This is a genomic window from Yinghuangia aomiensis (assembly GCF_039542225.1).
In the GTDB taxonomy this organism is placed as follows: Bacteria; Actinomycetota; Actinomycetes; order Streptomycetales; family Streptomycetaceae; genus Yinghuangia; species Yinghuangia aomiensis.
Genome location: NZ_BAABHS010000055.1, coordinates 1 through 14748 on the forward strand (window position 1 = coordinate 1; position 14748 = coordinate 14748).

At 71.8% G+C, this 14748-nt stretch carries 11 protein-coding genes and 1 rRNA gene; 5 read left to right on the forward strand and 7 right to left on the reverse strand.

Translation table 11 applies throughout. From position 1 onward, the window contains the following. Positions 1-82 (forward strand): 5S ribosomal RNA (gene rrf, locus ABEA93_RS42265); the annotation flags it as partial. A gap of 84 nt (positions 83-166) precedes the next feature. After that, a complete protein-coding gene (locus tag ABEA93_RS39415; RefSeq protein WP_345680807.1) occupies positions 167-382 on the forward strand; it encodes a hypothetical protein in 216 nt (71 codons plus the stop codon). Between the two features lie 111 nt (positions 383-493). Here ABEA93_RS39415 and ABEA93_RS39420 read toward each other — a convergent pair whose 3' ends face one another. Then, on the reverse strand, positions 494-2455 hold the full coding sequence (locus ABEA93_RS39420; protein ID WP_345680808.1) for a protein phosphatase 2C domain-containing protein: 1962 nt from the start codon (positions 2453-2455) through the stop codon (positions 494-496). 359 nt (positions 2456-2814) lie between these two features. Between ABEA93_RS39420 and ABEA93_RS39425 the strand changes: the two genes are divergently transcribed. Both ABEA93_RS39425 and ABEA93_RS39430 read left to right on the forward strand, forming a co-directional pair. After that, complete coding sequence (locus ABEA93_RS39425) at positions 2815-3984, forward strand: tyrosine-protein phosphatase (RefSeq protein ID WP_345680809.1); 1170 nt, start codon at positions 2815-2817, stop codon at positions 3982-3984. 268 nt (positions 3985-4252) lie between these two features. Further along, entirely contained in the window at positions 4253-5416 is a 1164-nt protein-coding gene (locus ABEA93_RS39430; RefSeq protein WP_345680810.1) for a tyrosine-protein phosphatase, read from the forward strand. 415 nt (positions 5417-5831) lie between these two features. On the opposite strand, the gene ABEA93_RS39435 is transcribed toward ABEA93_RS39430, so the two are convergent. Continuing rightward, on the reverse strand, positions 5832-6758 hold the full coding sequence (locus ABEA93_RS39435; RefSeq protein ID WP_345680811.1) for an RNA polymerase sigma factor SigF: 927 nt from the start codon (positions 6756-6758) through the stop codon (positions 5832-5834). 417 nt (positions 6759-7175) lie between these two features. Between ABEA93_RS39435 and ABEA93_RS39440 the strand changes: the two genes are divergently transcribed. Further along, on the forward strand, positions 7176-9758 hold the full coding sequence (locus ABEA93_RS39440) for a SpoIIE family protein phosphatase (protein ID WP_345680812.1): 2583 nt from the start codon (positions 7176-7178) through the stop codon (positions 9756-9758). Positions 9759-9868: 110 nt separating this feature from the next. Here the strand turns inward: ABEA93_RS39440 and ABEA93_RS39445 are convergent, their stop codons facing one another. The 5 genes from ABEA93_RS39445 to upp all read right to left on the reverse strand — a co-directional run bounded on the left by ABEA93_RS39445 (position 9869) and on the right by upp (position 13585). Continuing rightward, positions 9869-10777 carry a SigB/SigF/SigG family RNA polymerase sigma factor gene (locus tag ABEA93_RS39445; protein ID WP_423537000.1) on the reverse strand — a complete coding sequence of 303 codons (909 nt, stop codon included), beginning with the start codon at positions 10775-10777 and terminating at the stop codon, positions 9869-9871. A 326-nt stretch (positions 10778-11103) separates the two neighbouring features. Beyond that, on the reverse strand, positions 11104-11397 hold the full coding sequence (locus tag ABEA93_RS39450) for a Dabb family protein (protein ID WP_345680813.1): 294 nt from the start codon (positions 11395-11397) through the stop codon (positions 11104-11106). Between the two features lie 3 nt (positions 11398-11400). After that, positions 11401-12000: a PH domain-containing protein gene (locus ABEA93_RS39455; RefSeq protein ID WP_345680814.1), complete on the reverse strand. Its 600-nt coding sequence runs from the start codon at positions 11998-12000 to the stop codon at positions 11401-11403. A gap of 158 nt (positions 12001-12158) precedes the next feature. Next, positions 12159-12326, reverse strand: a complete 168-nt coding sequence (locus ABEA93_RS39460; protein WP_345680815.1) for a hypothetical protein — start codon at positions 12324-12326, stop codon at positions 12159-12161. A gap of 620 nt (positions 12327-12946) precedes the next feature. Then, positions 12947-13585: a uracil phosphoribosyltransferase gene (gene upp, locus ABEA93_RS39465; RefSeq protein WP_345680816.1), complete on the reverse strand. Its 639-nt coding sequence runs from the start codon at positions 13583-13585 to the stop codon at positions 12947-12949. Positions 13586-14748 lie beyond the last annotated feature (1163 nt).

Below are 14748 nucleotides of genomic sequence, written 5' to 3' on the forward strand. Positions count from 1 at the left end.
CATTCCGAACCCGGAAGCTAAGCTCTTCAGCGCCGATGGTACTGCACTCGAAGGGGTGTGGGAGAGTAGGACGCCGCCGGAATTTACTTAGAAAGCCCCGCCCGGGTGACCGGGCGGGGCTTTCTGCTTTTCTACGGCTTTACCGCGGCGCGGTAGGGTCTACCGCATGCCTGAGAACAACGAGCACCACGACCCCGCAGCCAGCACCCAGATGTTCCAAGCCTTCGTGGCCCAGCAGGAGGGTGCCGCGGCTTCCTCCCGTGCGGATTCTCCCGCGCCGGCGCCGCACCACCGCAGCGGCGGGATGTCCCCGGCGCTGATCGGCGGCATCGTCGTCGCCGTAATCGCCATCGTCGTCATCGCGGTCGTCGCCCTGTCGTGACGAACCGGGCCTTCGCAACGTGGTGAGGGCGAGGACGGAAGACCGTCCTCGCCCTCACCCGTATCCGTCGGTGTCGGCCTCCCGGGTCGACACCGTGCGTTCTGTTTCCTTCTACGGCTCCGGCCACAGCGCGACGACCGCGCCGTCGCCGGCCCGGGAGCCCTCGGCGACGTGTCCGAGGAACTCCAGCATCTCCGGCGGGCGCCGCCATTCCTCGGCCAAGCGTGCGGCCAGGCCGCCCGATTCGGCGCCGAGGGCTTCGGCGTAGCCGCCGGTCATGACGACCAGGGCGTCGCTGGGCTTCCACGTCGTGCGGCAGACCCGGACGTGTTCGGTGCCCTGTTCCGGGAAGGCCGGCGGGGCGGCGTCCGCGGGGGTTTCGCGGATGCCCAGCGGAGCACGCCAACCCCCCTCGGCGAGACGCAGGATGGTGCTGTCGCCGAGGACGGCCATGTCGACCCGGTCGTCTTCCAGCGGCTTGGCCGCGGTGACCAGGACGGCGAGGCGGGTAGCCGGTGCCGGTTGTCCCAGTGTGCGGGCCCGGGCGCCGATCTCGGAGAGCCGGGTGCGCAGGTCGGTCTGGACCGAGGCGAGCGTCGCCGTCCAGTCCCAGTCCTCGTGCCGTCCGTCGGCGACCATGCGCGCCACCGCGCGGTAGGTGCTGCGGATGGCGACCTGGGCGGCCAACTCCGGTGCGTAGCCCCCGTCGACGCCGTCGCAGAGGACGGCGATCGTCCACTGCCCGCTCGGATCGGGGCCGACGGCGAAGGAGTTCTGCCGCGGTGTGCCCTGGCGGGAGTGCAGGTCGCCGCGGACCGCGGCGGCGCGGGCGGTGATGCGTCCCACCGTGCCGCCTTCGGCGACCATGCCGCCCCCGTCGGCGAGTACCGGTGTCGGCAACAGGCGGAGCATGCGGCGGGGTTCCGGACCTTCGCGGCGCGAGTCCCGCTGTCGGCCGTCGGATTGCGGGGCAGACGGCGCCGAAACGGATGAATCGCCGTCGGTCGGCGCCGGTGCCGAAGCCGCGGGTGCCGTGGTGGCCTTCGCGGTCGGTACCGCCGCGGCCCGGGCGGCGGCCGGGGGGATGACGGTGGTCGTCGTGGGCGGCGGTACCCGGAGGACGCTCGTGCGGTCCGCGGCCTCTTCGTCGGCAGTATCGGCGGTAGCGGCGGTGTCGCCGTCGTCCGCGTCGAAGGCCGGGAGCCCGCTGTTCCGTCCGGAGCGGGGCTTCGAGCCGCCCGAGCCGCCGGATCCTCCGGATGCTGCGGGGGAGTTGGCCGGATCGTCGCGCGGGTCGAGCGGATCCACCGGATCGACCGGGTCCAGCCAGTCGGCGAGCGTGTCGCCGTGCGTGGCGGAGGCCGCCTGTGCGGCGGTGGTGGACGATGCCGCTTCGGAGTCCGCCGAACTGCCCTTGGGTTTGCGGCGTTGCGGGAGCGGCACGCTGGTGTGCGGTTCGGGCGGCAGACTGTCCCGGCTGCGGTCGTCGTCGGCGCGTTCGCCGCGGGCCGGTGCGGGGCGCGGGACGAGGTCCGGCGGGGCCAGCGTGTCGGAGGGCATGGCATCGGACATCGGTGTGCCGGGCGGCGGCCCGGAGCCCAGCATGATGTCTTCCCACGGCGAGGTGGCGCGGGTGCGGCGGCGGACCGGTGCGCTGTCCGGATCCGGCAGATCGGTGCCGGGGGCCGGTTCGGCGGTCCGGCGCGGTTCGCGGGCGGCGGGCAGCGGGGGCGGGGCGTCCGGGAGCGGGGGGATGGCGGCCCCGTCGACGGGGCCGTTCTCCAGATGGTCGTCGCCGCGGATGTAGAGGTCGTCGTCGGGGGGCTGCTGGATGCCGATCCCGAACCAGTTCGCGATGCGGCGGGCCCGGCCGGGGCGGGCGTCGCCTCCGTCGGGGTCGGCGTAGTCGTCGGTGCCCGTGTCGTACGGCTCGTCGGAGTAAGGATCGTCGGAGTAGGGATCGCCGTACGCGTCGGCGTCGTAGTCGTCGTCCTCGTCGAACCGCGGCGCTGCCGTTCGCTGGGCCGGCGGTCGGTCGCCGGTTGCGGGGCGCCTGTCGAAACCGTCCGGCACGATTGCCTCCTTCTGGTGTGCGGGGGGCTCCCCGCGAGGGCCGCGGGCCTCGCTTGGCCGCCCGGCGTCATGTCACGGTCCTAGCCTGCCCGTACGGTGCGGGTGAACGCACGGATTCGGCCGCTGTGGCGTGTGGGGAAGTCGGTTCCGTACGGCCGGAATCGCTCCCTGTTCGAATTCCGGCCACCAAAAAATACGTTTCTGGTCTCGATCCTTTCGCCCCTTTCGCTTACAGTCTGCGCACCCGTGCAGAGACGGGTACCGGCGGCGCGCGCGGATTGCGTGTTCTTGCCGCCGAGTTCACATGCCCGGGCCGGCCTGCGTTTGCCGTGTCCGGGCTCTCGACCCCTTGGAGTGGGATGAAGCTCCGTCGTACGCGCGCCGCCACCTGTGCGTTGGTCGCGGCGTTGACGTTGGGTACCACTGCCGGGACCCTCGCGGTCTCCGGTACTGCGTTCGCCGCACCCGCGGCCGACGCCAAGCAGCACGGCAAGACGGTTCTGTCCGGCGCGGCGGCGGAGGTCGCGGCGGACGGTACCGTCACGCTGACGTGGACGGCGTCGGGCAAGGCGAGCGCGGTGCGCGTGTATGCCTCGACGCATCCGACGCTGCCGGCCTTGACGGGCCGTCAGGTGGCCGTGGTGAACGGCTCGTCGGCCACCGTGACCGGGCTGGACCCGGCGCAGCGCTGGTACTTCCAGCTCGTTCCGGACGGCAATCCGTTCGGCGGCGTGGTCGTCGCGCCGCGCGGCCTGGGGCTGCCGGACGCGCCGAACGCGCGGGACATCGGCGGGTACCGCACCGCGAACGGCTTCACGGTGCGCTACGGCCAGGTGTTCCGGTCGGACGCGCTGATCAAGCTCAACGACGCCGAGCTGGCGAAGCTCGCGAAGCTGGGCGTGGACACGGCGGCCGATCTGCGGACCGACTTCGAAGTGAACCTGAACGGCGCGGACAAGGTGCCGGCCGGGACGGATGTGCTGCGCGTGCCGGTGTCGGACGGCGGCATGTACGCGAAGCTCAACGAGGTCATCGCGAGCAAGGACCCGGTCAAGCAGGCCGAGGCGCTCGGCAACGGCAAGGCCGAGCAGCTGCTGATCGACGCGAACAAGTCGTTCGTGAGCGACGCGTCGCAGCGTCAGCAGTTCGCGGCGGTGCTGAAGAAGATCGCCGCGGGTGAGACGGTGCTCTACAACTGCTCGGCGGGCAAGGACCGTACGGGCTGGATGACCGCGATCATCCTGAGCGCGGTCGGTGTGGACCGGGCCACGGTGACGCAGGACTACCTGCTGAGCAACACGTACCTGAAGGCGTCGAACGACCGGACGAAGATGGGCCTGAAGTACGCGGGCCTCATGCAGAACCCGGACCTGCTCGACCCGCTGCTGGGTGTGCAGAAGCAGTACCTGGACGCGGCGTTCGACCAGGTGGCGAAGCAGTACGGGTCCTTCGACCGGTTCCTGCGGGACGGTCTGGGTCTGGACGGGCGGACGCTGGCGCAGCTGAAGCTGCGGCTGCTGAGCGTCTGACCGCGTAGTGCGTGACGTCCGCCCCCGCGGTCCCGGCACCGGGACCGCGGGGGCGGCGGCATGTCGGGGGTATGCCGGGCCAGGGTGTGCGTGGGCGGGTGCGAGGCGGGTGTGGTGCCGCTCACGCCCCTTGCGTACGGTCCCGTATGGCTCGGTCGGCGGGGCGGTGACTAGGGTGGTCTCGCGCGTACCGGTTGCAGCGCCCCGCGTCTGTCCGCGGGTGTTCCCGGCGCGCTTCGTTCTTGGACCAACACGGGAGCACCACCGTATGCGCGCTCGTCGCACTCGTTTTGCCGCCGTTGCCGTGGCATCCGCCTTGGCTTTCGGCATAGCCGGTTCCTCCGCCGCGCTCGCGGACGACGGCAGTGCCGCCGACCCGGCCGCGGCTTCGGCGTCGCCGGCTTCCCTGCTCGGCGCGTCGGTGACCGCCGGTGCGGACGGCTCGTACACCGTGCGCTGGACGGGCGTGCTGGCGTACGGCCAGGTCGACGTGTACGCGTCGACCGACTCCCGCGACCCGAAGGGCACCGGCACGAAGGTCGCGTCGTCGCGTACCGGCAGTGCCGTGGTGAGCGGGCTGGACCCGGCCAAGCGCTGGTACTTCGTGGTCGCGCCGGCCGGCGGGAGCTACAGCGTGGAGACCGCGACCCGCGGTGTCGGCGTGCAGGGTGCGCTGAACACCCGTGACCTGGGCGGCTACCGGACGTCGAACGGCCGGACCGTGAAGTACGGCGAGGTCTTCCGGTCGGACAGCTTCGGCAAGGCGACCGATGCGGGCGTCGCGAAGCTGGCCGGGCTGGGCCTGGACGCCGTCTACGACTTCCGGGTCACCGGCGAGATCGGCAGCAATGGCCCGAACCGCCTTCCGGCGGGCGTGGATTCGCGTTCGGTGCCGCTGTCCGACGGCGGTGTGCTGGCGACGGTGGTCGCGGCGGTCTCCAGCGGCGACCCGGTCAAGCAGCAGGAGATGCTGGGCGACGGCAAGGCGCAGAAGTTCATGGAGGACGTGAACCGGTCCTTCGTGAACGACCCGGCCAAGCGCGCCGAGTTCTCGGAGGTGCTGAAGGCGGTCGCGTCCGGTGACCGGGTGGCGTTCAACTGCTCGGCGGGCAAGGACCGTACGGGCTGGATGGCGGCCACGCTGCTGACCGCGCTGGGCGTCGACAGGGGCACCGTGTACACGGACTACCTGGCGAGCAACGACTACCTCAAGCCGAGCATCGACGCGACGATCAACGGCATGGTGGCGTCGGGTGCGCTGCAGAACCCGGAGCTGGTGCGTCCGCTGCTGGGCGTGCAGACCTCGTACCTGGACGCCGGGTTCGACGAGGTGCGCAAGGTGTACGGCTCGTTCGACAACTACCTGCGCAACGGCCTGGGCATCGACAGCCTGACGCTGGCGAAGCTCAAGCTGCGGCTGCTGTCGGTCTGATCCGGGCTTCCGGACGGCGTGCCCGGCGCGGACTCGCGCTCGGCGTGCGGTCCCCGGGAACCGGTCGCCCCGCCTGGACGTCCCCGACCGCGACACGGTGTCGCGGGCGGCGGCGTCCAGGCGGGGCGACAAGTTGCTTTTTGGACTTGTCCACGAGTCCTGGCCCTCCGATGACGGCGTTCTCCCCCGGGGAGTTGCGATCACCGATGTGTGGTGTGTCCCCAACCATTCCTATGCGTTTCCTGGTGGGAAACGGCGGTCCCGCACGGTGTCCGAGCTTCCGCAGGAGCGGCCGACGGTGACGTTCGCGGTGGCGGTCACTGTGTCGACTGTCGTGCGGACGGGTCCCCTCCCGGTTCCCCCCACGCCCCCGTGGACGTGCGCCGCGGCGGTTCGCGGTGGCACGGAACTATGTTCAGCAGTCGCCCAGTTCGCTGCGCAGGCGGGTGAGCGTGCGGGACAGCAGGCGGGAGACGTGCATCTGCGAGATACCCAGTTCGGTGGCGATCTGCGACTGGGACATGCTGTTGAAGAAGCGCATCATGAGGATCTTGCGCTCGCGGGCCGGGAGGCGGCTGAGCAGCGGGCGCAGCGCCTCGCGGTACTCGACGCCTTCGAGGGCCTGGTCCTGGTAGCCGAGCCGGTCGGCGAGCGTGCGCTCGTCGGTGCCGTCGGTGGCGTCCAGCGACGACGGCGCGTAGGCGTTGGTGGCTTCCAGACAGGCGACCACTTCTTCCTGCGTGACCTGCAGGTATGCGGCCATCTCCGCGACGGTCGGCGCCCGGTCGTTGGCCTGCGACAGGGTCTCGATCGCCTCGGAGAGGGACAGCCACAGTTCCTGGACCCGGCGGGGGACCCGCAGGGACCAGCCGCTGTCGCGGAAGTAGCGCTTGATCTCGCCGATGATCGTCGGCATGGCGTAGGAGGGGAACTGCACGCCGCGGTCGGGGTCGAAGCGGTCGATGGCCTTGATGAGGCCGATGGTGCCGACCTGGACGACGTCCTCGTGCGGTTCGTTGCGGTGCCGGAAGCGGTTGGCCGCGTAGCGGACCAGCGGCAGGTTCTGCCGGATGAGCTGGTCGCGGACGAAGGTGTGCTCGGGGGTGCCGCGTTCGAGGGTGGCCAGGCGGGCGAAGAGCGCTGCCGACAGCCTGCGGACGTCGGAGCCGGCGCCGTCTTCGGCGTCCGTCCCGGCATCGGATCCGGTGTCGGGCGAGCGGGCGGTGAGCGGTCCCGGGTCGGCGGCGGACCGCCGCCCGGGGGGGACCTCGGGGGGAGTGCGAGGTACCGGTTCGGACTGAACGTGCTGCTGAACGTGCTGGCTCTCGAGCAGGGCAGACATCCGTACCTCATCGCGGGGTCGTCTAGTACCGGCGTTTCCGGACTGGCCGGATCGATACCGGTCGGTGTCCATCAGATCAATACCAGAAGCGCGGGCCTTATCAAACCGCTTCGGGTAAACCAGACATTTTGCATCAAAATTCTTCATATCACACAGACTTGGTAGCGGTACAGGTCAAATCAAGGCGAATGTCGATCAAGACACGTAGTTGTTTATGCTCACGAGTGGCGCGAATGGGCTGTTATTGCTATAGGTGTGTTGTCCAGCCAAGCCGTTTTCCACCCGCGTAACCTTGCGCGACGTACGCCACAGGGAGAGCGCGCGTGACGGTGACGGGAAAACGGGTATCCGGCGGCGATGAGCAAGCGGAGCACGGGGATCACGGGGAACACCGCGCGGGACAGGCCAGGTGACGCTATGAGCAGTGCCGCGACGCCGCTTCCCGGCCCTCGCGTGGTCGGCGCGTACGCCCCCGCCTGGTCGTGGTCCGGCCTGCAGGACGCCCTCGAGCCGCTGCTCGCCGACATCACCGACACGTGCGCCGGCTTCGCCGAGGTCGCCGCGGTCCTCGTCCACGTGTCGCACGACGACATCGCCGAGCTGCGCGGCGCGGCCGGCCTGGTGGCCGACGGCACCCCGGAGCCGGCGACCGTGCACCTCTACAGCCGGATCCTGCACGACGAGCACCTGCCGGTCACCGACGCGCTGCACACCGGCCGCCCGGTGATCCTCGAAGACCGTGTCCTCGGTACCGCCCGGTACCCGCGGCACGACAGCCGGACCTGGGGCGAGGGCGCCGGCGCCTGCGTGTGCGTGCCGATGAGCGGCGCGATAGGCAGCGCACCCGATCCCGCGGAGCCCTCGCGCGGCGTGCTCACCGTGGCGTTCCGCGACACCGTCCCGTTCGACCGGCGGCTCCTCGCCCGGATCCGCGCCTACGCCGAGCTGATCGGCGACGAGATCGCCCGGCTCGGCGACCCGCCCCGGGCCGAGGACTTCCTCGGCGCGCACACCGACGCCGCCCCGCGCCGCGCGTCCGGCCGCCGCTCGGCCGCGCTGGCCCGCGCCGAGGCCACCCTCGCCACCCTGGACGCGGTCGGCACCGGCACCTTCGACTGGGACCTGGCGGCCGGCCAGGTCGCCTTCGATACCCGGCTGAGCCGGATGTTCGGTCTGGACGGCCGCTACTCCGGCCCCATCGAGCCGGTGCTGTGCGCCTTCCACCGCGACGACTTCCCCGGACTGCGGCTCCAGCTCGCCGAGGCGTTCACCGCCGACGACGTCTTCCATGTCGGGCACCGCCTGCACGACGCCGAGGGCCGCGAGCACTGGGTCGAGGTCCGCGCCGGGGTCGCCCCGGCCGACCGGGACCGGCCGCGGCGCCTGCGCGGCGTGGTCACCGACGTCACCGAGCTGCCCGACCTGCGGCTCACCCTCGCCCGGCAGGCCGAGGAGATCGACGCCCTGGTGATCGTCGTCGACGGCGAATGGCGGCTCGTCTACGCCAACGCCGCCAGCGAGCGGCTCTTCCGCCGCCCGCGCGCCGACATCCTCGGCCACCCCCTGCACGCCCTGCTCCCCGAGGCGCGGCACCACGGCTGGGGACGCCGGCTGTTCACCGCCCTCCAGGAACACCGCGCGCAAACGTTCACCCTGCATGTCCCGGAAGACGACCGCTGGTTCCGGGTCAGCGCGTATCCGCGGCAGCGGCAGATGCTGCTGTTCTGCGTCGAGATCACCGCGGAACGCCGCCACGAGGCCAAGCTCCGCGAAGCCGCGCAGGTGGCCGCCGCCCAGCAGGCCCGCATCCAGCTGCTGACCGCCGCGCTCGCCGAATCCCTCACCGTCCACGAAGTGGTGCGCGCCGCCCGGCGGATGCCCGCGGTGTGCGGGGCGGACGGGCTGGCGATCGGCATGGTGCAGGACGGACGGCTGCGCGTCGTCGGGCACGCCGGCTATCCGCCGCGCGCCGCCGCCGGTTACCCGGTGTGGGAACTCGACGACGACGCGCCGTTCGTCGAGGCGATCCGGCGCCGCAGCGCCTTCGCGATCCGGTCGCGGGCCGAATACCTGCGCCGCTACCCGCACTTGGACATCCTCGCCGACGCCGCGGGGCGGCAGGCGTGGGTATTCCTGCCGCTGATCGCGTCGGGGGAGTCGGTCGGCACGGCGGTGCTGTCGTACAACCGCGAACGCGACTTCGGGCCGGACGACTTCCGGCTGTTCGGGCAGCTGCGCGCACTGCTCGCCCGCGCGCTGCACCGGGCGCGTCGCTACGACGACGAGCACGCGATGTCCGCGGGCCTGCAGCGCGGACTGCTGCCCGGGCGGCCCGCGCGCATCGGCGGCCTGACCATCGCCACCCGGTACATACCCGCGACCGTCGGCATGCAGGTCGGCGGCGACTGGCACGACGTGATCTCGCTGCCGAACGGCAAAGCCGGGCTGGTCATCGGCGACGTGCAGGGCCACGGTGTGGACGCCGCGGCGATCATGGGCATGCTCCGCACGGCGGTCCTGGCCTACGCGGTGGAAGGCCATGAACCGTCCGAAGTGGTGCGGCGCACGAACGCGCTGACCGCGGGGCTCGGCACCGACCTGTTCGCGACCTGCGCGTACGTCGAATTCGACCCGTCGAACGGCCGCGCGGTGATCGTCCGCGCCGGACACACGCATCCGGCCGTGCTCGGCCGCGACGGCACCCGGCTCGTCGACGTGCCCGGCGGCCTGCCGCTGGGCATCGACACCGGCGCCCGCTACCCCGCCACGGAGGTCGCGCTGGCGCCCGGCGACGTGCTCGTGCTGTGCACCGACGGACTGGTCGAGTCGCGCGGGCTCAGCCTGGACGACGGTGTCGCGTGGATGCTCGACACCCTCGAACACGGCCGCGGCATGACCCCGGACGGCCTCGCCGGACACCTGATCGCCCGGCGCATCGGCGAACTGGGCGACGACATCGCCCTGCTGCTCGCCCGGTACGACGGCGCCGGCCGGGCGTAGGGCATGCCCGGGGGCGTGCCCTGGTCATGCCGCTGCCACGCCCCTGGGACGTCGCCGGTTGCCGCGTTTCCCCGGTCTTCTCGGGTCTTGTCGGGTCTTGTCGGGTCTTCTTACGCGGACAGGTCCGCGCGCAGCCGGGCGAGCGCGCGGGCCAGCAGCCGGGACACGTGCATCTGGGAGATGCCGAGCCGTTCGCCGATCTGCGACTGGGTCATGTTGCCGAAGAACCGCAGCATGATGATCTGCCGGTCGCGCGGTGCCATCCGGGCCAGCAGCGGCCGCAGCGCTTCGCGGTACTCGACGCCGTCGAGGGCTTCGTCCTCCTGCCCGAGGCGGGCGATGAGGGCGTTGTCGCGGTCGTCGTCGAGGTCGTGGGCGTCCAGCGAGGCCGGCGAGTAGGCGTTGGCCGCCTCCATGCCTTCCAGCACCTCGTCCACGGTCATGCCGAGATGCCCGGCGAGTTCCACCACGGTCGGCGCGCGGTCGTGCTTGTGCGAGAACTCCTCGGTGGCCTCGGCCAGCGCGAGGCGCAGCTCCTGGAGTCGGCGCGGGACCCGCACGCTCCACGACGTGTCGCGGAAGAAGCGCTTGATCTCGCCGATGATCGTCGGAACGGCGTAGGTCGGGAACTCGACGCCGCGGTGCGGGTCGAACCGGTCGATCGCCTTGATGAGGCCGATCGTGCCGACCTGCAGCACGTCCTCGTACTGGTCCGTGCGGCTGCGGAACCGGTTGGCCGCGAACCGGACCAGGGGGAGGTTGAGTTCGACGAGCGTGCTGCGTACGTACGCGTGCTCGGGCGAGCCTTCCTCGACCTCCGACAAGCGGAGCAGCAGGGTGCGGGAGAGCACACGGGTGTCGAGTGACGCCTCCGCCGCACGTGGCGCGGGGACTGGCGCGGGCTGCGCCGCGGCGTCGGTCGTCTCGGTCGTTTCCGCCGCCTGCGCCGTCACGGCCGTCTCCGCAGTCTCTGCGGTTTCCACCGTGGCCACCGGCGCGTCCGTCTCGCGAACCAGCACGGGAAAGCCCACCTCCTCATCGGAGCCGAACCCGGGTCGGCTGGTCCGCCCCGTCCGGCGGGCAGCCGTCGTTCGCTCTCCACATACCGGCGCCGCGCGCTCCCAAACCCCTTGCGACATCTTGGATTTGTCCGGTGAAGCGCATCAACTCGGGCGCTCGTACCGGTCAATCGGTGAGGAATCGGACAAAATTCGAGGCGGAAAGTCGAGAAATACACGAAAGTTACCCGCGGGTCACCGGGTTCGGGGCTGTGCGTCGGGACCGGATCCGAATCGTCTCCAGCCGGATCCGGGCCGCGCGGAGGGGCCCGGTGCGGGCTTCCGGATCAGCTCTCCAGGTCGGCGATGACCCAGGTGGCGAACTCGCGCCACTTCGCCGCGGCGGCCTGGTGGTCCGGGTGGGTGAGGTAGCGCTGGAGGGCGTCGGCGTCGGCGACGTCCGAGACGATGGCGTAGTCGTACGCGATGTCCCGGTCGGTGATGTTCCAGTCGCACTGCCAGAAGGTCAGCTCGGGGATGGTGTCGCCGAGCGCCCGGAAGGCCGCGTCACCTTCGGCCACGCGCGGTTCGTCGCGCGAGACGCCCTCGTTGAGCTTGAAGAGGACCAGGTGGCGGATCATCGCTTACCCCTCGGATGGTTCGGATTTCTTCGGTACGGGTTTTCTCGGTCCCGGCGGCTTCGGTGCCGGTGCCTCGGACGCCGGGGTCTTGGCCGCGGATGCCGACGACGGGTACAGCAAGTCGCACATCCGCACATAGACCGTGTCCGGCCACGGAACATACTCCACCGCCTGGAGCGCTTCCTCGGAGACGTCCGACTCCAGCACCAGCGTGCCGTGGCCGAGGATCCGGCCGGCCAGTGGCCGCTCGAACTTCAGCTCCGAGACCTCGGCGAGCGGCAGCATCAGCACCCGGCGGGTCAGCACGCCGGTGGTCACCATCACCCGCCGGTCGGTGACGAAGAAGTAGTCGTGCCGCCAGACCAGGTAGTGCCAGGTCAGCCACAGCACGGACGCGGCGACGACCGGCCACAGGGCCAGATGCACCACGACGTTCTCGTCCGGGAAGTACAGCGCGAGCAGGACGGCCAGCGCGGTCGCGCCGAAGGCGGTGGACCCGGGTCGCAGCAGGACGGACCAGTGGCGGCGGACCGCGATGGCACACCGCTCGCCGGGCAGCAGGTACCGCTGCACGGTCTTCGGGCGTATCGACGGGTCCAGCATCGGCGGCGGTCTCGGGGCTTCCGGGTCAGGGTTCCGGGCTGCGCACCGGTTCGGGGCTACCGGTGCGGGCCTTCCGGCGGGCATGGGGCGGGGCGTGGGCAGGGCGGCGGGCGGGATCGGCAGGGGGTGTTCCGGGGCGCGCGAGCGTGTCGCGCGGCTCAGTTGATCAGATTGCCGATCTGGTTGCCGACCCACTTGGACGACGACGAGATCGCCGAGAACCACTGCGCGATGAGATCCGACGCCTTGTCCGGCGTGGCGATGATCGTATAAATGACGAAGCTTATGAGCAGTACGCCGACGATCTTCTTGGCCTGCACCTGCATCGTCCCGCCTCCCCTGAGAAGCACCGCCCAGGCGCTCACCCTCATTGATACCGGTCGCTGCGGACTGCGGCGAGCCTCCACGCCGTTCGCGCACCCGAAGGGCCCGAAGGCGTAGCTCGAATGTCCGGGAATGCGGGATTGGTCGCGGTCTCCCTGCCCGGAACTTGGCTTGCGCATTGCCCGTGCTTTTGCCGGGGGTGCGTCGCTTCGGGGCGAACGTCCGTGCGGCTGCGGGCGTGGCGTCCGGCCGCGCGAGGGCGGGGGAAGGGGCGGGTGGGAAGCGCGGACGGGAAAGGCCGGACGGGCGGTCCGGGCGGTCCGGGCAAGGGAAAAGGGAGCGGCCGCGGGGGGATGTCGGTCGCTCCCTCTTCCATCTGGGACCCGGCCGGAGCAACGGTGGGTCGTACCGTCGCAGGCATCGGCCCGGAGTCCCGGGGTGTCGGGGGCTCCTGCCCAGCCCCGGACACACCACCCAGTCTGCTCCGCACGGCGGCCCGCCGCATCCGGCGGATGTCCCGCCGCGCCGGGACTTTCGGCCCGAAACACGGACGCGCTTGGCGGGACGGGGAGTTGGTGCGGGGTGTCGGTGACGGTCGCCCGGTCGGCCGCGGCCGGACGGGTCAGGCGGTGCCGTACAGCCGGTCGCCCGCGTCGCCCAGTCCGGGAACGATGTAGCCGTGCTCGTTGAGCCGCTCGTCGACCGACGCGGTCACCACGGTCACCGGAACGGGCGCGTCCTTGAAGGCCTCCTGCATGAGCGCGACGCCTTCCGGCGCGGCCAGCAGGCAGATCGCGGTCACGTCGGCGGCGCCGCGGTCGATGAGCAACTGCGTCGAGGCGACGAGCGTGCCGCCGGTGGCGAGCATCGGGTCGAGCACGTAGGCCTGGCGGCCGGTGAGGTCGTCGGGCATCCGGGTCGCGTACGTCGACGGCTGCAGGGTGCCCTCGTCGCGGATCATGCCGAGGAATCCGACCTCGGCCGTCGGCAGCAGCCGCACCATGCCGTCCAGCATCCCGAGCCCGGCCCGCAGGATCGGCACCACGAGCGGCCGCGGGTACGACAGCTTCACCCCGGTGGTGGCTGCCACCGGGGTCCGCACCTCGACCTGGTCCACCCGGACGTCCCGGGTGGCCTCGTACGCCAACAACGTCACCAGTTCGTCGGCAAGGCGCCGGAACGTCGGCGAATCGGTGCGCTCGTCCCGCAGGGTCGTGAGCTTGTGGGCGACGAGAGGGTGATCGACGACGTGAATCCGCATGGTGAGACAGTATCGCGCGGCCGGGGGCGGGCCGGGACGGCGTGGGGGCCCGGCGGTGAGGCCGCGCGAGGTCGGCGGTGGCGTCGCCTCGAGCCGGATTGTTCGTGGGAGCGGGGTTGGGGGGCCAGGTCGTGTCGGGTGGAACTTCGCACCCCGCGCGGCGCCTGGCACCGCAGCCGGGCCTGGCTGCCGTCCCAAGCCGGTATTGCAGCCCCTTGTGCGTACGAACGACTACGAGCTTGCCGCCTGCGCCTTGCGATGCGCGGCACGAAGGACGGCCGCCAGGCCCGGTCACCGTGAAGGGCGCGAATACCCACCGGACACGACCTGGTGACGGCGGAGGCCTGGCCGGGACACTCGGTGGGGTCGCGGCGCGCCTGGCGTAGCCGGTAGGCCGGGCCGGGGCGCTGCTCAGCGGCGGTGCCGAGCGCCGTGGCAGCCCCGGTCTCGGCGCGTTGGTCGGGAGGCTGGGCCGCGGGCTGGGGGTGCGGGCCGGGGTGCGGGGCGCGGGTGGCCGGCGGGGACTGGTTCTGGTCCTCATATCCGGCGCGCACCGTGGCCGTTTTGCCGCGCTGCCGGCGATGCGGTCGGGCCGGCGGCACGGGTCGTCCGGTGCGGCGAATTCGCGACGTACCGACTGCCGGTGGGGCGGTGTCGGCGGGGTGCGGGTGCGTGGGCGGCCGGGTTTGCCCTGGCGAGGTCGGGGCACCGCCCCTGGCATGGGCCAGGTGTGCGGGGACAGTGTCGCGGGCTGGTTGCGGTGGCGCATTTCCGGCCGAGCGGGCAGGTTGGTGAGGTCGGGTCGTAGAGGTGCACCGCGAGGGGGCCCTATGGGGCAGCAGCCAGGGCGCAACACCGACGCGACCGAATCCGCCCCCGCGGCCGCCCGCCTGGCGCGCGGCGATCGTGACGCCGGAGCGCGCGCGTCCGACGCCTCGGGTGTGTCACGCGACGGGTCCGCGGCGCCCGGGGAAGCCGCCTCGCGGAACGGACGGGACGCGGCGGTGGCACGGAACGGAACCGCTTCGCGCCGGGAGCCTTCGCGTGCCGCGGCCTCCCGTGCCGCCGGTGCGGCTGCCGCACGCAAGGCGTCCGTGGTGGGCGAAGGCGTCCAGGCTCGTCAGGAGGTCGCATCTTCGGGCGGGGCCGTGTCCCGCACCGCG

Excerpts from the sequence above, each read along its gene's own strand:
- ABEA93_RS39430 (WP_345680810.1), top strand. The coding sequence starts at position 4,253 with ATGCGCGCTCGTCGCACTCGTTTTGCCGCCGTTGCCGTGGCATCCGCC.
- ABEA93_RS39450 (WP_345680813.1), bottom strand. The coding sequence starts at position 11,397 with ATGATCCGCCACCTGGTCCTCTTCAAGCTCAACGAGGGCGTCTCGCGC.
- ABEA93_RS39425 (WP_345680809.1), top strand. The coding sequence starts at position 2,815 with ATGAAGCTCCGTCGTACGCGCGCCGCCACCTGTGCGTTGGTCGCGGCG.
- ABEA93_RS39415 (WP_345680807.1), top strand. The coding sequence starts at position 167 with ATGCCTGAGAACAACGAGCACCACGACCCCGCAGCCAGCACCCAGATG.
- ABEA93_RS39440 (WP_345680812.1), top strand. The coding sequence starts at position 7,176 with ATGAGCAGTGCCGCGACGCCGCTTCCCGGCCCTCGCGTGGTCGGCGCG.
- ABEA93_RS39435 (WP_345680811.1), bottom strand. The coding sequence starts at position 6,758 with ATGTCTGCCCTGCTCGAGAGCCAGCACGTTCAGCAGCACGTTCAGTCC.
- ABEA93_RS39460 (WP_345680815.1), bottom strand. The coding sequence starts at position 12,326 with ATGCAGGTGCAGGCCAAGAAGATCGTCGGCGTACTGCTCATAAGCTTC.
- upp (WP_345680816.1), bottom strand. The coding sequence starts at position 13,585 with ATGCGGATTCACGTCGTCGATCACCCTCTCGTCGCCCACAAGCTCACG.
- ABEA93_RS39455 (WP_345680814.1), bottom strand. The coding sequence starts at position 12,000 with ATGCTGGACCCGTCGATACGCCCGAAGACCGTGCAGCGGTACCTGCTG.